Genomic DNA, 16,111 nt, shown 5'->3' with positions numbered 1-16,111 from the left:
TTTTGATTATCATTATAGGTATATTATTATATTCATTTATTTAAATAGCAATGATCTTTATAAAACGACTAACGTATTTGGTCTTATCAATAGTGGCTTGTAGCTGCCATGTGACCGAAACTATTTCTATTAACGAAGATGGTAGCGGTACAATTGAAGTAGAACAACTTCGAGATGAATACAGTTATATGACTTTGGCTGGTGAAAATTATTCGAAAGAAACCAAGTTTAAAGATACCTCTTATGTGTTCTTAGATTACATTTCGAAGTATAAAGGTAATTTTGATAAATATACTCCCGTTGAACAACAATTGTTTTCTAAGTTTAAGGAGGTTCAAGTACATGTCAAACAAAGCTCTTTTGAAAAAGAATTTCGAACAACACTTTCACAATCCTTTCAAAAGGTAGAAGAAGTTCCAGATTTGTATAAAACAGAAGATTATGCAGATGATTTGGCTAATAACTATGCATTGACCGCTGAGGAACATTATTTCACCATTCAATATTCCCTAACATCTGATCGCTTCAAGAGGATTGTAACTATCACAGATCAAGAAGGACTAAAGCGTGAAGTTGAAAAGTTTAATGAGTTAAAAAAGCAATATGTCAATTTTAAAGTGGTTCAAGATTACACGTTAAAGTATCATTTTTTTCGAAAAATAAAGTCAGTTTCTAATAATAATGCTAAAATAAGTCCCGATCGTAAATCATTCCAAATACAATATGTACTAACAGATTGTTTACAAAATCCTGAAATCACCGCTCTTGAAGTTATTTTCGAATGATAAAAGGAGGGTGAAAATTTAGAAATGGTTTTTTTAGCATTTGTAAAACTTGTAAATCGAATTAGTTAGAATGCTGCTCAAATATGGATAGTTATTTAAAGTTTGTATCTTTGAAAAAAAAACTTTCTATGCAATATTTTTTTCAAAAGACCGTACTGCTTTTTTCTATCTTCCTTTTAGTTTCTTGTAATTTTGTTGAAACCATTGATATTCAAGAGAATGGATCTGGTGAATTTGCTCTTGAAGTTGATGCTTCTGGGCTCTTGGCAATGGGTGGTGGTAAGATTGGTGAAAAGATGGGGATGAAAGAGAATCAGAAAGTGCTAGATTCTACCATTACTTTTAAATCTATTTTCGAAAGCAAAAAAGACAGTATAGCAAACTTAAGTACTGAGGAGCAAGCTGCCCTAAAACGTATGGAAAATACAGTTTTGCACATGAAAATGGATCCCGATAAGCAGGAATTTTTAATTGCTATGAATTCTCCTTTTTCGAAAATAGCTGAACTTCAGAATTTAATGGAAGGCTTTTCCGTTTTGAAAGATTTAAAGAAAACAAAATCAAGCAGCACAGATAAAAGCCCTTTTGGCGGAAGTTTTGGAGATAATAATTCCAAATTAAGTTTTTCATATGACGGAAAAACATTTAACCGAAATGTAGAAATGGTAAAGGAAAATCAAGTAGCCAAAGACTCTACCGGAATGTCAAAAATGCTTTTTGCCTCTTCGAGTTATACCTTAAAATATCATTTTCCGAAGCCTGTAAAATCAGTTTCAAATCCAGATGCCCTTTTTAGTGGTGATAGAAAAACGATAACGGTGCGTTACCCATTTGCAGAGTACATGGAGAATCCCGAAAAACTAAATCTTAATGTAGTATTTGAATAATGATAAACAAAAATGTCCAGCTTCAAGATTTAGGAAGCCTAGATTATAAAGCAGCTTGGGAGTATCAAGAAGAACTTTTCAAAGCGGTTGTCGATCTGAAAATCAAAAACAGAAGAGAAGAGGGCGATGAGCCAACACCTAATTATTTGTTGTTGGTCGAGCACCCTCATGTGTACACGCTAGGTAAAAGTGGCGATTTAACCAACTTATTACTTTCAGAAAAACAATTAGAAGCAAAAGGAGCTACTTTTTATAAAATCAATCGTGGTGGAGATATCACCTATCATGGTCCAGGTCAAATTGTAGGTTACCCGATAATAGACCTAGAAAATTTCTTTACAGATATTCATAAATATTTACGATTACTTGAGGAATCAATTATTTTGACACTTCAAGAATATGGACTAGAATGCGGTCGCAGCGATGGTGAAACCGGCGTTTGGTTGGGGGTAGGTACGCCCTTTGCACGCAAAATATGCGCAATGGGAGTCCGCGCTTCTAGGTGGGTGACCATGCACGGCTTCGCGCTAAACGTAAATGTAGATTTGGGTTATTTTGACAACATAATCCCATGTGGTATCCGCGGAAAAGCAGTTACCTCTTTAAACGTAGAGCTAGGCGTTGAAAAAGTAGACGAACAAGAAGTGAAAGACAAAATCGTTAAACACTTCGCAACCTTATTTGAGTGCATTATTGAATAATCAACTTCAAAAGTCAACTTCAAAAATCAATTTCAAAAGCCAACTTCAAAAATCAATTTCAAAAGTCAATTTCAAAGTTCAAAACTGGCGTTGTAAGGTATTTCAAAAATCGATATTCAATAATCTTCAATTAAAAATGTTTATAACGCCTTGTGTCTTTTGCGCTTCCTTTACGTGCTTAGCAATTAAATAAGTTCAATTTTAACCACAATGCTTTGGCTCCCTTTCCTTCGGAAAGGGCTGGGGAGAGGATTACAGTTCGAGCACCAATTGATCCGGCAGTAGTTTGAAACTCATTCGATGGTATTTTGTAGGGCCATATTTTTTTATGGCAGCTCGATGCTCTTTGGTAGGATAGCCCTTGTTTTTCTTCCAATTGTACATCGGGAATTCCTCATGAATTTTGTTCATGTACGCATCGCGTTCCGTCTTTGCCAAAACAGAAGCCGCAGCAATACTCAAATATTTAGAGTCTCCTTTTACGATGCTTTGATTCGGAATCGATTGTAACACTACAATTTCAGCTTTAGTAAATTTTTTGCCTGACTTGCTTTTCAAACCAAGCTTAGCATTTAAGGCCCTGTTACCATCAACGATGATGTATTCAGGAACAGTGTTGAGTTTTAAAACACACTCTTGCATCGCTTTCATGGAACTATTCAAAATGTTTATTTCGTCAATCTCTTTTGGGTACAAGTGCGTAACGGCATATGCCACGGCTTGACTTTCGATTATGGGTTTTAATATTTCTCGAACTTTTTCAGATAACTGTTTACTGTCGTTAAGTAGGTCATTGTCAAAATCAGTCGATAATATTACTGCAGCGGCCGTAACAGGTCCAGCCAAGCAACCACGACCAGCTTCATCGGTTCCAGCTTCCAATATAAAGGTAGAGAATTGTCTTTCGAGCATGAAAAATATTTTTAGAAAACAAAGATTGTAATTTTTTTGGATAATCTGCAATTTGATGCCGAACAATAATAGTAGTTTGAACTGCGTTACCATCTATTCGGTCTGTTTGTGGAGATTTGCTAAACTGTGCATGTGCTATATTCCGTTTCAAAAAAAGGTTTGAAAGATTACTAATGCTATCTGTAGCCATTCCTTTTGATGGATAATAACTAAGTAATACTTGCTATTTTTTTATAGCTTTTTATCGATTACCTTTGCCTCAATTAAACGTTAGTTCAAAAATTGCCTAATCAGTTGTCCCAATGAGAATACTCTTTTTTTTATGCTTATTACCTAGTTTGTTGTTCGCTCAACAAAAACCAAAAGAAGAAGCTCCCAGAAAGAGCCTAAGAACAGAAGAGGCAGACCCAAAAGATAGTACCAAAATAGCTACTGTAGATATGTATCGCTTTATTTCTATAGATAGAGATACCACTTATATCGATACCTCACTAACGATTCAAAAAGAGTACAGCCACAATTATTTGCGCAGAGATACCTTTGGTCTTTTGGCGTTTTCAAATGAGGGTCAGCCGTACAATACGCTGCAATATAGTTTAAATGACTTTTCGCCCTATCCTTCAATGGGTTTAAAGGGGAAACATTTTAGTTTTATTGAGGCAGGGCAGGTTCGCTACGCCTCTGTAGCTACACCTGTGACCGAGTTGTTTTTTAAATCGATTATTGGTAAAGGTCAATTGGTCGATTCTTATTTTAGTTTAAATATTCATCCAAGACTCAACTTTTCGTTGGCGTACAAGGGTATTCGCTCCGAGGGTAAATACATCAATCAATTTGCCAATTCTGGTCACTTTAGATTTACAGGTAGTTACAGCAGTAAAAATGGACGTTATATTGCCAACGGACATTTCGTATCCCAAGATATTTTGAATGAAGAAAATGGCGGAATCACAACCATTTCTGATTTTGAGAGTAATGACCCTAATTTTAGTGTCAAGCAAAGTTTAGAAGTGTATTTGACTGATGCCGAAACTTTTCTGAAAGGAAAACGCCTTTTCGTTGATCATAGTTTTCAGGTAAATCCCAAAAAAGGAGCCAATAACCTCTATATCAATCACCAATTCAATTACGAAAACAAATTTTTCGAATACAAACAACCTACCGTTGCTTCAACTGTTGGAACAACTACAGTATATCGCTTCGGTGATGCGTTTGTAACGTCAGACCTAAAAGATCAACTTCGATATAATAAAATGTACAACAAAGTTGGTGCTACTTATGAGAATACAACCTTGGGTAAATTTCAGTTTTTTGTAGACGATTTCAGATCTAATTTTTATTATTATAAAATTTATGTCCAAGAAAACGGTAATGTCATACCAGCATCGCTTACTCGCAGTATCAACTCTGCAGGTGGGCAGTATGATTACCAAAAAAACAAATGGACAGGTAAGTTTCTTTATACCAGATCAATCACGAATCAATCGTTATCAAATCTAGAAGCTAAAATGAAATTGGATCTCAACGACGATTTTCAATTCGATTTTCAATACCAAAACACTAACAAACTAGCAGCCGACAACTACAATTTATTTCAAAGTAGTTTTGTAAATTACAATTGGAGCAATAGTTTTAAAAACGAAAAAATCAATCGTTTAGCTGCCACGGCAGTTACGCCATGGGTTAATGGAACATTGACTGTACTTACACTTGACGATCATCTGTATTTTAAAGACGTTGCAACCACTGCCTCACAGCAAATTATTGCACCTGAGCAATATGGTAAAACCATTAGTTATGTATCCCTTAAGCTGAATAAAGAATTTAAATTTGGGAAATTCGGTTTTGACAACACTGTTTTGTACCAAAAGGTTAACCAAGAGGATTTAGTTTTAAACGTTCCCGAATTGGTCACTAGAAATACATTGTACTACACCAATTATTTTTTCAAAAAGGCACTTTTTTTACAAACCGGAATTAGCTTAAACTATTTTACAAAATACTATGCCAACGATTACAACGGAGTCGTAGGGGAATTTTTTGTGCAGAATCAAAAACAAATTGGTAACTATCCTAACCTAGATATTTTTGTTAATGCAAAAATTCAACGTACCCGAATCTTTATCAAAGCCGAACATTTCAACTCGTCATTCTCGGGCAATAATTACTATTCGTCACCGAGCACGCCATTCCGCGACATGGCCATTCGCTTTGGTTTAATCTGGAATTTCTTTAATTAAAGAGAGTAAGGAGCAAGCCTATTTTCGTTCACAATAACGTATGTCCCGCTCTTAGCAGTATCTTTTGTGAGGTGATTTGCTACGCATCACCTCACAAAAGGATACTTTGCTGCGATCGGGGCTACTAAGTACGACTGTTTCCCATAATATAGTTCGTAACAAAACAAATTTTCAAATCATAAATATTTTTTACCTTGACATTTACCGCCATAGATTTTGAAACCGCTACTTCTTTTCATCCGTGTTCAGTCGGAATCGTAACTGTAGAAAACGGCGTGATTGTCGATGAATATGTAACACTCATCAAGCCACCAAACAATGAGTACAATCCGTTTACAATTCGAGTACATGGCATTTATCCGCATCATACTGCAAACGCAAAATCATTTGCACAAGTATTTCCAGAAATCCAAAAAAGACTCCAAAATAGGGTAGTAGTAGCGCACAATGAGAGTTTTGATCGAGGCGTTCTAGCAAAATCAATGGCATTACACGGGCTTGATTATGAAACTTTAAACATTGGTGATCGCTGGGAGTGCACGGTAAAAATCTACAAGGCCAAAGGTTTAAAGCCAACAAAATTAAGTGATTGTTGTCAAGCTATGAATATCCAGCTTAATCACCACGAGGCTTTGTCTGATGCACGTGCTTGTGCTAAATTATTCCTGCTGAAATAGTTGTATTTCGTTTTGTAAATTTCCTTACTTTAGTCTTTTAGTTATAGTCTAAAAGGCCCTTACCATGAAAGAAGATTTTTTACATTACCTCTGGAAGTTCAAGAAGTTTGATGTCTTGAATTTGCAAACTACCAATCAAGAGCAAGTCACTATTCATTCCGTTGGCCAATATCTAGAGTTGGCTGGTCCTGATTTTTTTAATGCACAAATTTCAATTGGGAGTCAAAAATGGGCGGGTAATGTAGAGATTCATATCAAATCTTCAGACTGGTACGTGCACCATCACGAGCGCGATTCGGCTTATGACAACGTGATCCTTCACGTAGTATGGGAACACGACGCAGAAATTCTAAGACCTGATAATTCAGAAATTCCTGTATTGGAACTCAAAAACTACGTCGATAAAAATGTTTTTGTAAATTATCAATCCTTAGTTGCGCCTAAATCCTGGATTTATTGTGAAAAAGAACTAGCTACAATTGACTCTTTTTTATTCAAAAATTGGCAAGAGCGACTTTTCTTTGAGCGCTTAGAACGCAAGTCCAAATTTATTTATGACCTACTGCAACAAACCAACAATGATTGGGAAGCCGTTTTATTTTGTTTGTTAGCCAAAAATTTTGGTCTCAATACCAACGGACAAGCTTTTTTACAAATCGCGCAATCGCTACCATTTTCAGTCATTCGAAAAGAAAGCTTCGAGGTCGAAAATCTCGAAAGTTTACTCTTTGGTACTTCTGGCTTACTAGATTCAGAGAAAGAAGACAACTATTACAAAGATTTGAAGTTCCGATTTTTTTATTTACTACACAAATATCAACTTGATAAAGGCTATGCTGTTCCTGTTGAGTTTTTTAAACACCGACCAGATAATTTTCCAACTATCCGTTTGTCACAATTGGCCAATTTGTACCATTTGCATCAAAATTTGTTTTCTAAAATTGTCGCTGCCAAAACAGTTCCTGAGTTGTATGATTTGTTTCAAATCGAGACCGCTCCATATTGGCAAGACCACTATCAATTTGACAAAGTAAGTCCGAAGAAAAAGAAGCGTTTGTCACATTCCTTTATTGATTTATTATTGATCAATACCATTGTGCCGTTGCGTTTTGCCTACGCAAAGAGTCAAGGATCTGAAATTGCAGAAGATTTAATTGCATTACTTACTGAAGTGGTCTCAGAAAAAAATAGTGTTATAGATAAATTCAAATCATTCGGAATCAAATCAAAATCTGCTTTTGAATCACAATCGTTGCTGCAGTTGAAAAATGAATATTGTACGAAAAGTAAATGTTTACATTGCGCAATAGGGGTCGAGTTGCTGAAATCTACCTCAGTCTAGGAGGGAGTATTCATTTTTTTCGTAGTTTTGTAAAAAAGAGTACGTAAAGCGTTAAATTCATTCAGTATGTGTACTGAAATAGAATTTTAAGTAGTAAAAATGATGTCGTCCATTCTCCACCTTAAATTTTTTCTCGAAAAACATGGTTTTCATGTATCCTCTCGTCTAGCAGATAAGTTAGGAATGCGTGCCAATAGTGTGCGACTATTTTTCATCTATATTTCTTTTGTTACTGTTGGTTTGGGTTTTGGTGTTTATCTTATTTTGGCGTTTTGGCTTCGATTGAAAGATTTAATTCGTGCAAAACGCACCTCTGTTTTCGACTTGTAAAACAGGCTTTTTTTAAATAATACTAATTATAATAATACTATTTTGGCTGAAAAATCAGATGCTTGGGGCTCACGTGTAGGTTTAATTTTAGCAATGGCAGGGAACGCTGTTGGATTGGGTAATTTTTTAAGATTTCCGGTACAAGCAGTACAAAATGGAGGAGGAGCATTTATTATTCCCTATCTGATTTGTTTTTTAGTAATGGGTATCCCGTTGCTTTTTATCGAATGGTCTTCGGGTCGTTTTGGTGGTAAGTTTGGTAATCATAGCACACCTTATATCTTAGATTCTATGGTAAAAGGAAGGGTGCTTAAGTATATTGGCGTTTTTGGTATTTTTACCAATTTGGCCGTCGCCGCCTATTACTGCTACATTGAATCCTGGACCATGTCGTATGTGTTTCATTCCATTGGAGGTACTTTTGTAGGCATGAGTCAAGCTGATGTTGCAGCTTTCTTTGGTAACTATGTTGATATATCACATTCCACGACTGGAATTCCATATGAGGCTGTTGTCTTTTATGTTATTTGTTTGGTGATTAACACTTATATTCTTTCTAAAGGGTTGAAAGGAATCGAAAAAGTAGCTAAAATTGGAATGCCTCTTTTGATACTTTTTGGTGCTGTTTTGGCAATAAAAGGATTGACATTGGGAGATTCTGGAGCTTCAGAGATTTTTCCAGACGCCAATGCTTGGGATGGACTTAATTTTCTATGGACACCGCAATACAGTTCACTTTTAGATTTAAAAGTTTGGATGGCTGCCGCTGGGCAAATATTCTTTACGTTATCAGTGGGTATGGGTACAGTTCATTGTTATGCTGCTTATTTGGAGGAGAAAGATGATGTAGCTCTGAATGCTGTTTCTGCTGGATTCATGAATGAATTTGTAGAGGTTGTATTAGGTAGTTTAATTGTAGTGCCAATTGCAGCAGGTTATTTAGGTTTGGACTGGGTGATTCAAAACGCAGGTTTCGGAATGGCATTTCAAACCATGCCGTACTTGTTTCAACAGTGGGGGCCAGCTTTGGCTATGATCGCTGGAGTGCTTTGGTTCGGGTTATTGTTCTTCGCAGGTATAACATCTTCACTTGCTATGGGTACGCCTTGGATTGGTTTCATGCGTGACGAATTTGGTTGGAATCAAAATAAAGGAGCTTGGTCTTTCGGTTTTATTGCCTTGATTTTAGGGTTGCCAACTGTAATCTTTTTTCAAGAAGGCGTTTTTGATGAATATGATTATTGGGCAGGAACCGTAAGTTTGGTTGTGTTTGCAATGCTTGAAACAATATTGTTTTCTTGGGTTTTTGGTATGGAAAAAGGTTGGCCAGCTATTACGAATGGTGCAGATATCAAAGTGCCAATTATTTATAAGTATATCATTAAGTTTGTTACGCCTGTAATGTTGATCGTTATATTTGTAGGGTCACTTTTTAAACCAAAAGACAACGATTGGTCTGGTAACTTATCAAATTTGTTTTCGGGCAATTCTTGGGTATTAGATAATGGTTCTATTATAAAGACAATAACCCATGCAGGGATTAGAGAGCAAATAGCTTTAGCTACAGATCCTTCAGTGATTGCACAATTAGAAGATAAAATATTTTACTTAAACGGTGCTAGAATGCTATTGGTGGCATTGTTTCTATTTATCTGTGGATTGGTATACGTTGCTTTCCTTAAAAGAACAAGAGAAGGTAGAGCCACAGCTTAATGTTTAATAATATATAAATACAACAGCAAGTCCTTTGATAATCATTGGCACTTTCGATAAAAAATAAAAGACAAAAGTATGAATACAGAAGCTTTAATAACGATGTTGCTTACGCAAGGAATTGTGGTCTCTTTTGCAGTTTATTTCTTTTACAAAGTTTTGACAATCAAACCAAAACAAGAGCCAGATTCGTTTTCAGAAAATGACGAAGTAAAAGAAAGACAAGAATAACAAAAAGGTTTATCCTTAATTTATAAGCATAAAAAAACATACAACGGAACAAAGCGTTCTGTTGTATGTTTTTTTATGTCTAAATAGTAACCAATACAAACTAATATGATTTATAAAATTGAGCGCAGTCAAAAAGTAAGTTGTGATTCTCGACTGTGCTCAAACTGATAATAAAACAATTTAATGATTGTTTGTAATTCAAACTAAGCCTACTTAGTATGTTATTCTTTATCTGGATTATTAAGAGTACTGTTTTTACGGCCGTAGAAATAGTAAATAATGATTCCAATTGCCATCCATATAAAGAGACGAGTCCAGTTAGTCCATCCCAAACCATACATCATTGCTAGACAAACAATAATTCCTAATGCTGGAACTACAGGTACAAATGGAGTACGGAATTCACGTACCATATTCGGCTCTGTTTTACGCAAAATAATCACGGCAGCACATACAAGTGTAAAAGCAAATAAGGTTCCGATACTTGTCATATCTCCAACAATATCTCCGGGAACAAAAGCAGCAAATAAACCAACAATGATTAAGATAGCTATATTTGCTTTGTATGGTGTTTTATATTTTGGGTGTAAATCACTAAACATTTTAGGTAGTAAGCCATCATTTCCCATGGCATAAAATACGCGAGATTGTCCTAACAAAAGCACTAGGATTACAGATGAAAATCCTGCCAAGATAGCGATCGTTACAAATTGCCCTAGCCATTGGTAACCAATCATATATTTGTTTATTGCAAAAGCAATAGAAGCTTCTTTACCACCGGTTCTAAAGTCTTCAACTGTTGCAACTCCTGTAAGTACATGAGCAAATAAAATGTATAAAAAAGTACAAACTACCAAGGAGCCTAAGATTCCAATTGGCATAGCTTTTTTAGGATTAATAGTTTCCTGTGCTGCGGTACTCACAGCATCAAAACCGATAAAGGCGAAAAAGACAGTACCAGCTGCACCTAGAATCCCCATTATTCCTCCGTACGCATGGTGAATTCCATGTTCATCAATAAAGACAGAAGGCTGCGGAATATAAGGGGTGTGATTTACAGGGTTGATAAAGTTCCATCCAATAACAATTATCAAAATTACAATTGCTACTTTTAAGATTACGATTAGACCATTAATGAATGCCGACTCCTGAATCCCTTTGATCAAAAGTAAACTAATGATACTCACTATAAATAACGCCGGTGCATTAAGAATACCATGTACGCCCTCTGCTGATGTTTGAAAAGGGGAGTGCGACCAAGCATACGGAATAGGGTCGGTATGGACGACGTTGATCAAAAGATCATTGAGGTATTCACTCCAAGCAATACCAACAGTAGCGGCACCTACGGCATACTCCAAAATTAAATCCCAACCAATAATCCATGCCAAAAACTCACCCATAGTCGCATATGTATACGTGTAAGCACTCCCTGCAATCGGAATCGAAGAGGAGAGCTCAGCATAACACAATCCTGCAAGGGCACAACCTACCGCTGCAACCATAAAGGCAATTGTAACTGATGGTCCTGCACTTTGAGCAGCTGCCGTTGCAGTTCTTACAAACAAACCAGCACCAATAATTGCTCCTACACCTAGTGCAACAAGACTCCAGGCTGTTAGCGTTCTCTTAAGTCCTTTCTCCGAGTCTGCTGCTTCTGCCAACAATTTCTCTAAAGGTTTTTTCTTCCAAATTGACATATAATATTCTTTTGTGACTATCTTTCAGAGTGTTTAGACTAACAATTTTTGGTTTTACATTTATTTCTTAGCATTTTTTACAAAACATTCTTAAGGGGTGATCTTCTGGTGGAACTCCTTAAAAAAGTGATGCAATTTGTTCCGTTGAGATAATTGATGGTTAAATTGTTAATTTAGTTCACTTACTAGATAGTATTGTTATTTTTAGGTGCCAAATGTATTGTATTTTCGAGAAAAAACAATAATTTTATTTGTGCGGATGCTAGTATTTTTTTTCAATAATTCATTCTATAAATAACGTGGGCAAAATGACAATAAAAAAGTACTTTGAATACTCTAGAGAGCAACGAAATGGCATTTTTGCTTTTGTGTTTTTAATTTTATTATTGTTTGGACTAACGGTATACCTGCAATACAATACCTCCTCAGACACTCTTTCGGCTGAAGAAACGGCATGGATGGCCACTCAAAAAGAAATCGATAGACTCAAATTGGAAGCTCCTGATGGTAAATTTGAACTTAGACCTTATAATCCCAATTTTATTACGGACTATAAAGGTTACAAATTAGGAATGTCTGTTCAAGAGATCGATCGCCTACTGGCTTTTAGAAAAACAAATCAATATGTAAATTCAGCAGCCGATTTTCAAAAGGTAACCAAAGTATCAGATTCATTACTTGCTGTAATGGCTCCATTATTTAAATTTCCAGACTGGGTGACCCATAAAAAAGAGAATAATGGTTATGTGAAATACGAAAAACAAACTTTTGCTAAGGCAGATAAGATTCCGATTCTAGATGTCAATGCAGCAACCGCCGAAGATTTCATGAAAATAAACGGGATAGGAGCTGGATATTCAGATCGAATTATCAAGTTTAGAGAGGGTGTAGGCGGTTTTGTGTCCATGCAGCAAATGGAAGATGTGTGGGGTTTGCCTCCAGAAGTACTTACCAAATTAGAAGCTAGTTTTCGAGTAGAAAAGCAACCGGTACTAAAAAAAATAGACATTAATAATGCCTCCGTAAAAGAGATTTCTGCTTTTCCTTATTTCAGGTATGCAATGGCCAAAGAGATTGTAATGTGCAGAAGCATGAATGGAGATTTTAAAAATGCAACTGATTTAACAAAAATTAAAGGCTTGTCTATTGAAAAAGCCAATATTATAGCCTTATATTTGACCTTCTAAAATACAAAAACCATACGATGAACTTTGACTATAACGAGACGCAGTCTATGATTGCGCAATCCATAAAAGATTTTGCAGAAATTAATATTCGCCCGTTTATAATGGAATGGGATGAAGCTCAAATTTTCCCTGTGCCTTTATTCAAGAAATTAGGCGAAATGGGTTTTATGGGTGTTTTAGTTCCCGAGGAGCTTGGTGGTTCGGGCTTAGGGTATCATGAATACATCACGATAATCGAAGAAATTTCAAAAGTAGATCCTTCAATTGGTTTGTCTGTGGCGGCACACAATTCACTTTGTACCAATCATATTTTGACTTTTGGAAATGAAGAACAAAAGAAAAAATGGATTCCAAAATTAGCTACTGCAGAGCACATTGGTGCGTGGGGTTTAACAGAGCACAATACAGGTTCTGATGCGGGTGGAATGAATACAACTGCCAAAAAAGATGGTGATCATTGGATCGTTAATGGAGCAAAAAATTTCATTACCCATGCCATTTCTGGTGATATCGCAGTTGTGATTGTTCGTACAGGTGAGAAAGGTGATTCTCATGGAATGACCGCTTTTGTATTCGAAAAAGGGATGGAAGGTTTTACCTCAGGTAAAAAAGAAAATAAATTAGGAATGCGTGCCAGTGAAACAGCCGAGTTGGTTTTTGATAACTGCCGCATACCAGATGCTAACCGTTTAGGTGAAGTAGGGGATGGTTTTGTTCAAGCCATGAAAATTCTTGATGGTGGTAGAATATCAATCGGTGCACTTTCGCTCGGGATCGCCAAAGGTGCTTATGAAGCAGCGCTTAAATATTCAAAAGAAAGACATCAATTCGGGAAACCTATTAGTGCTTTTCAAGGAATTTCGTTCAAGCTTGCTGATATGGTTACTGAGATTGAAGCCTCAGAATTGCTTTTGCATAAAGCTGCTTTCTTAAAACAGCAACACAAACCTGTAACGACTATGGGGGCCATGGCCAAAATGTATGCGTCAGAGGTATGTTGCAAAGTAGCAAACGAGGCCATCCAAATCCATGGAGGATACGGATATACAAAAGATTTCCCAGTAGAAAAATTCTATCGTGATGCCAAATTGTGTACCATTGGTGAAGGAACTACCGAAATCCAAAAAGTAGTAATCGCAAGAAATATTTTAAAATAGTCCACAAAAGATATCAAGTAAAAGGAGTTAAATCATTGGATTTAGCTCCTTTTCTTGTTTAAGCTCCTTTTATGTGGGCGTGACCCGTGAGAAAAACACGGGTCGGGCTCTACGCTATATCTTTTGTGTCGTCCCAAAAAAAAATGGGACCACACAAAAGGATAACGCTGCGATCCCTCACGCAAACCAGTAAACATAGGTTGATCCCGTTTAACTACATGTGAATGATGGCCGGAATTTATTTGTTATTGGAGAATGGTATTTTAATCAATAATGTTTTTTTGTAGTTCTAAAAATAATTGTCTTTGAATACGTTGGAGGCTTTTGATGATGGAGGTGTTTACCGGTTTTGAACTAGATTAAAAAATTTTTAAACTTGGAGTTGGTCAATTCAAAATAAAGACTACCTTTGCACACTTAACGAAAGGGGGTGTCAAAATTATGTTAATTATACCAATTAAAGACGGAGAAAATATCGATAGAGCACTAAAGCGCTATAAAAGAAAATTTGATAAAACTGGAACAGTGCGTCAATTAAGAGCTCGTCAAGCTTTTATCAAGCCTTCTGTGAAAAATAGAATCAAAATTCAAAAAGCAGCTTACATCCAAAACATGAAAGATGGTTTAGAGAGTTAGTAGTTTCTTGATAGAAATAAATAAGAATAGCATTGAAGTTTAATACTTCAATGCTATTTTTTTTGTGTTAAAAAAAAACTTTGGGTATTTCTTTTTGTGTAAGAAAATAATTTATATTTGTTTTTTTAATTTAAAAAAATAAGTAATTTATGGAAACAAAGAAGCTAATAGTGTTTGAGGCTTTGCTTTGCTGTTTAATTCTTGTTTTTAGTCAATCTAAGAAAAACGATTTTTACGAGGCTCCGCCTCAAATTGTGGTTGTTTAATCAATTGATGATTTAAGTATTAAATATGGCTTGGTTTATTTTGATGCTAAGTAGCTAGGGAAGAAACTGATGCGAGATTGTAACCCTCTGGCGCTAAATGTATTTGAAGTAAGTGGAAATTGTGTTGATTTAAACGGATAAAATAAAATGAAAATAATGAAGAAGTTAGTAATTTATACAATTGTTTTTTTGTTTGCAAAGCTTGGAATAGCGCAAACGGTAAAGGTTAGTGAACGTTTATTTAAAGTTAACATATTATCCCCGGGTTTAGGCTATGAATGGGGTGTTGGTAGCAATTCGACCTTTAATGTTGATATGAATTTATCTTTAGGAGGGGTTAATGATAACAATGGCCAGTTGAAGGTTTTGGCAGTTCCTTTTGTTAGAGGACAATATCGTTTTTATTATAATTTGGATAAACGTTTGGATAAAGGTAAATCCATAACTGGAAATTCTGGCGGTTTTGTAGCGCCGTCTATTAGTTATTATGGAAAACCGATTAATGATGATTTTCATATTAGTACTTTAGACGGGTTTACGGCTGGAGCTGTTTGGGGTTTTCAAAAAACATATAAATCAGGTGTGAATCTAGGGGCTAACGCTGGGCTTGGTTATAATATTAGTAAAAACCAAAATAATAGTATTGTTCCAATATTGAATTTTACAGTTGCATGGGTTATTTTAAAATAAGTAAAGTATTATTTATAGTTATTGTCAATACTTTTTGTGTGAACGCACAAAAAGTATTGGCTTTTTTAGGAGCGGGACAAAACATTAATACGTCTTTTGATAATAATGGTTATTTAAATCTTTCTACAGGTGTTCAATATAATTTGGAGGGTTTTATCAAGCCAGAGATAGAAATGAGATTCTTTTTTGGGTCTTTACAGAATAATACTACTTATGATATTATAGATCCTTCTTTACGTTCAAAAGATGTTTTTACAAACTTGCAAGCATTTAATTGGAGTATTACACCCAATTTTTCTGTTTCTATTGATGAAGATGATTATTGGTATTTGGCGGTAAAACCAAAATATAATTATGCCGAAATAAAGGCAACCGATAGGGTTATACTGTATCAAGGTTCAAAGATTATTCGCTCAGAAGAAATTCGTAAAGGAGTTAGTCGTTCTTTTGGTTTGAATTTGGGGGTTATTGGAAAATTATGGTCAGAATCGTTTGATTCAATTTTATTGTCTGTTTTTATGGATAATATTAATTTTAATAAGGTTGTTAAAAAAACAAAAGAGATAGATGTCGATACCAAATACAATTTAGGTTTTGAAGTAACGTATTACTTTAGTTTTAGAAAGAAAAAATAGAACGAATTACACAAGTAATTAC

The 16,111-nt window shown here is 35.5% G+C and carries 16 protein-coding genes; 14 read left to right on the top strand and 2 right to left on the bottom strand.

What is annotated here, in order from left to right:
* Positions 1-50 precede the first annotated feature (50 nt).
* The 3 genes from FFWV33_RS00290 (at position 51) to lipB (ending at position 2,373) form a co-directional block, all read left to right on the top strand.
* Positions 51-785, top strand: coding sequence for a hypothetical protein (locus tag FFWV33_RS00290; RefSeq protein ID WP_108739034.1), 735 nt, complete (start codon positions 51-53; stop codon positions 783-785).
* Positions 786-913: 128 nt separating this feature from the next.
* A complete protein-coding gene (locus tag FFWV33_RS00285) occupies positions 914-1,672 on the top strand; it encodes a hypothetical protein (RefSeq protein ID WP_108742411.1) in 759 nt (252 codons plus the stop codon).
* Positions 1,673-1,674: 2 nt separating this feature from the next.
* The gene (gene lipB, locus FFWV33_RS00280) at positions 1,675-2,373 is read left to right on the top strand and encodes a lipoyl(octanoyl) transferase LipB (RefSeq protein ID WP_108742410.1); all 699 of its coding nucleotides are present in this window, start codon (positions 1,675-1,677) and stop codon (positions 2,371-2,373) included.
* A gap of 252 nt (positions 2,374-2,625) precedes the next feature.
* Here lipB and FFWV33_RS00275 read toward each other — a convergent pair whose 3' ends face one another.
* Positions 2,626-3,285: a ribonuclease HII gene (locus FFWV33_RS00275; RefSeq protein WP_108742409.1), complete on the bottom strand. Its 660-nt coding sequence runs from the start codon at positions 3,283-3,285 to the stop codon at positions 2,626-2,628.
* 302 nt (positions 3,286-3,587) lie between these two features.
* Here FFWV33_RS00275 and FFWV33_RS00270 point away from each other — a divergent pair, with 302 nt between their 5' ends.
* The 6 genes from FFWV33_RS00270 (at position 3,588) to FFWV33_RS19370 (ending at position 9,818) form a co-directional block, all read left to right on the top strand.
* The gene (locus FFWV33_RS00270) at positions 3,588-5,525 is read left to right on the top strand and encodes a putative porin (RefSeq protein ID WP_108739033.1); all 1,938 of its coding nucleotides are present in this window, start codon (positions 3,588-3,590) and stop codon (positions 5,523-5,525) included.
* Positions 5,526-5,719: 194 nt separating this feature from the next.
* Entirely contained in the window at positions 5,720-6,202 is a 483-nt protein-coding gene (locus FFWV33_RS00265; protein ID WP_108739032.1) for a 3'-5' exonuclease, read from the top strand.
* 64 nt (positions 6,203-6,266) lie between these two features.
* Positions 6,267-7,544 carry a DUF2851 family protein gene (locus FFWV33_RS00260; protein ID WP_108739031.1) on the top strand — a complete coding sequence of 426 codons (1,278 nt, stop codon included), beginning with the start codon at positions 6,267-6,269 and terminating at the stop codon, positions 7,542-7,544.
* A gap of 102 nt (positions 7,545-7,646) precedes the next feature.
* Complete coding sequence (locus tag FFWV33_RS00255; protein ID WP_108739030.1) at positions 7,647-7,874, top strand: PspC family transcriptional regulator; 228 nt, start codon at positions 7,647-7,649, stop codon at positions 7,872-7,874.
* Positions 7,875-7,916: 42 nt separating this feature from the next.
* Positions 7,917-9,587 (top strand): sodium-dependent transporter, encoded by a 1,671-nt coding sequence (locus FFWV33_RS00250; RefSeq protein WP_108739029.1) that lies wholly within the window; start codon positions 7,917-7,919, stop codon positions 9,585-9,587.
* A 78-nt stretch (positions 9,588-9,665) separates the two neighbouring features.
* Entirely contained in the window at positions 9,666-9,818 is a 153-nt protein-coding gene (locus FFWV33_RS19370; protein ID WP_170111530.1) for a hypothetical protein, read from the top strand.
* A 221-nt stretch (positions 9,819-10,039) separates the two neighbouring features.
* On the opposite strand, the gene FFWV33_RS00245 is transcribed toward FFWV33_RS19370, so the two are convergent.
* The gene (locus FFWV33_RS00245) at positions 10,040-11,518 is read right to left on the bottom strand and encodes an amino acid permease (protein ID WP_108739028.1); all 1,479 of its coding nucleotides are present in this window, start codon (positions 11,516-11,518) and stop codon (positions 10,040-10,042) included.
* A 308-nt stretch (positions 11,519-11,826) separates the two neighbouring features.
* Between FFWV33_RS00245 and FFWV33_RS00240 the strand changes: the two genes are divergently transcribed.
* The 5 genes from FFWV33_RS00240 (at position 11,827) to FFWV33_RS00220 (ending at position 16,089) form a co-directional block, all read left to right on the top strand.
* Positions 11,827-12,705 carry a ComEA family DNA-binding protein gene (locus FFWV33_RS00240; RefSeq protein WP_108739027.1) on the top strand — a complete coding sequence of 293 codons (879 nt, stop codon included), beginning with the start codon at positions 11,827-11,829 and terminating at the stop codon, positions 12,703-12,705.
* 17 nt (positions 12,706-12,722) lie between these two features.
* On the top strand, positions 12,723-13,862 hold the full coding sequence (locus tag FFWV33_RS00235) for an acyl-CoA dehydrogenase family protein (protein ID WP_108739026.1): 1,140 nt from the start codon (positions 12,723-12,725) through the stop codon (positions 13,860-13,862).
* Between the two features lie 441 nt (positions 13,863-14,303).
* Positions 14,304-14,498, top strand: coding sequence for a 30S ribosomal protein S21 (gene rpsU / locus FFWV33_RS00230; protein WP_108739025.1), 195 nt, complete (start codon positions 14,304-14,306; stop codon positions 14,496-14,498).
* 422 nt (positions 14,499-14,920) lie between these two features.
* Positions 14,921-15,454, top strand: a complete 534-nt coding sequence (locus FFWV33_RS00225) for a DUF3575 domain-containing protein (RefSeq protein WP_159085945.1) — start codon at positions 14,921-14,923, stop codon at positions 15,452-15,454.
* A gap of 38 nt (positions 15,455-15,492) precedes the next feature.
* Positions 15,493-16,089, top strand: a complete 597-nt coding sequence (locus FFWV33_RS00220; RefSeq protein ID WP_159085944.1) for a hypothetical protein — start codon at positions 15,493-15,495, stop codon at positions 16,087-16,089.
* Positions 16,090-16,111: the final 22 nt, after the last annotated feature.

It is taken from the genome of Flavobacterium faecale, assembly GCF_003076455.1.
In the GTDB taxonomy this organism is placed as follows: Bacteria; Bacteroidota; Bacteroidia; order Flavobacteriales; family Flavobacteriaceae; genus Flavobacterium; species Flavobacterium faecale.
This window is presented reverse-complemented; position numbering and strand designations above follow the sequence as displayed.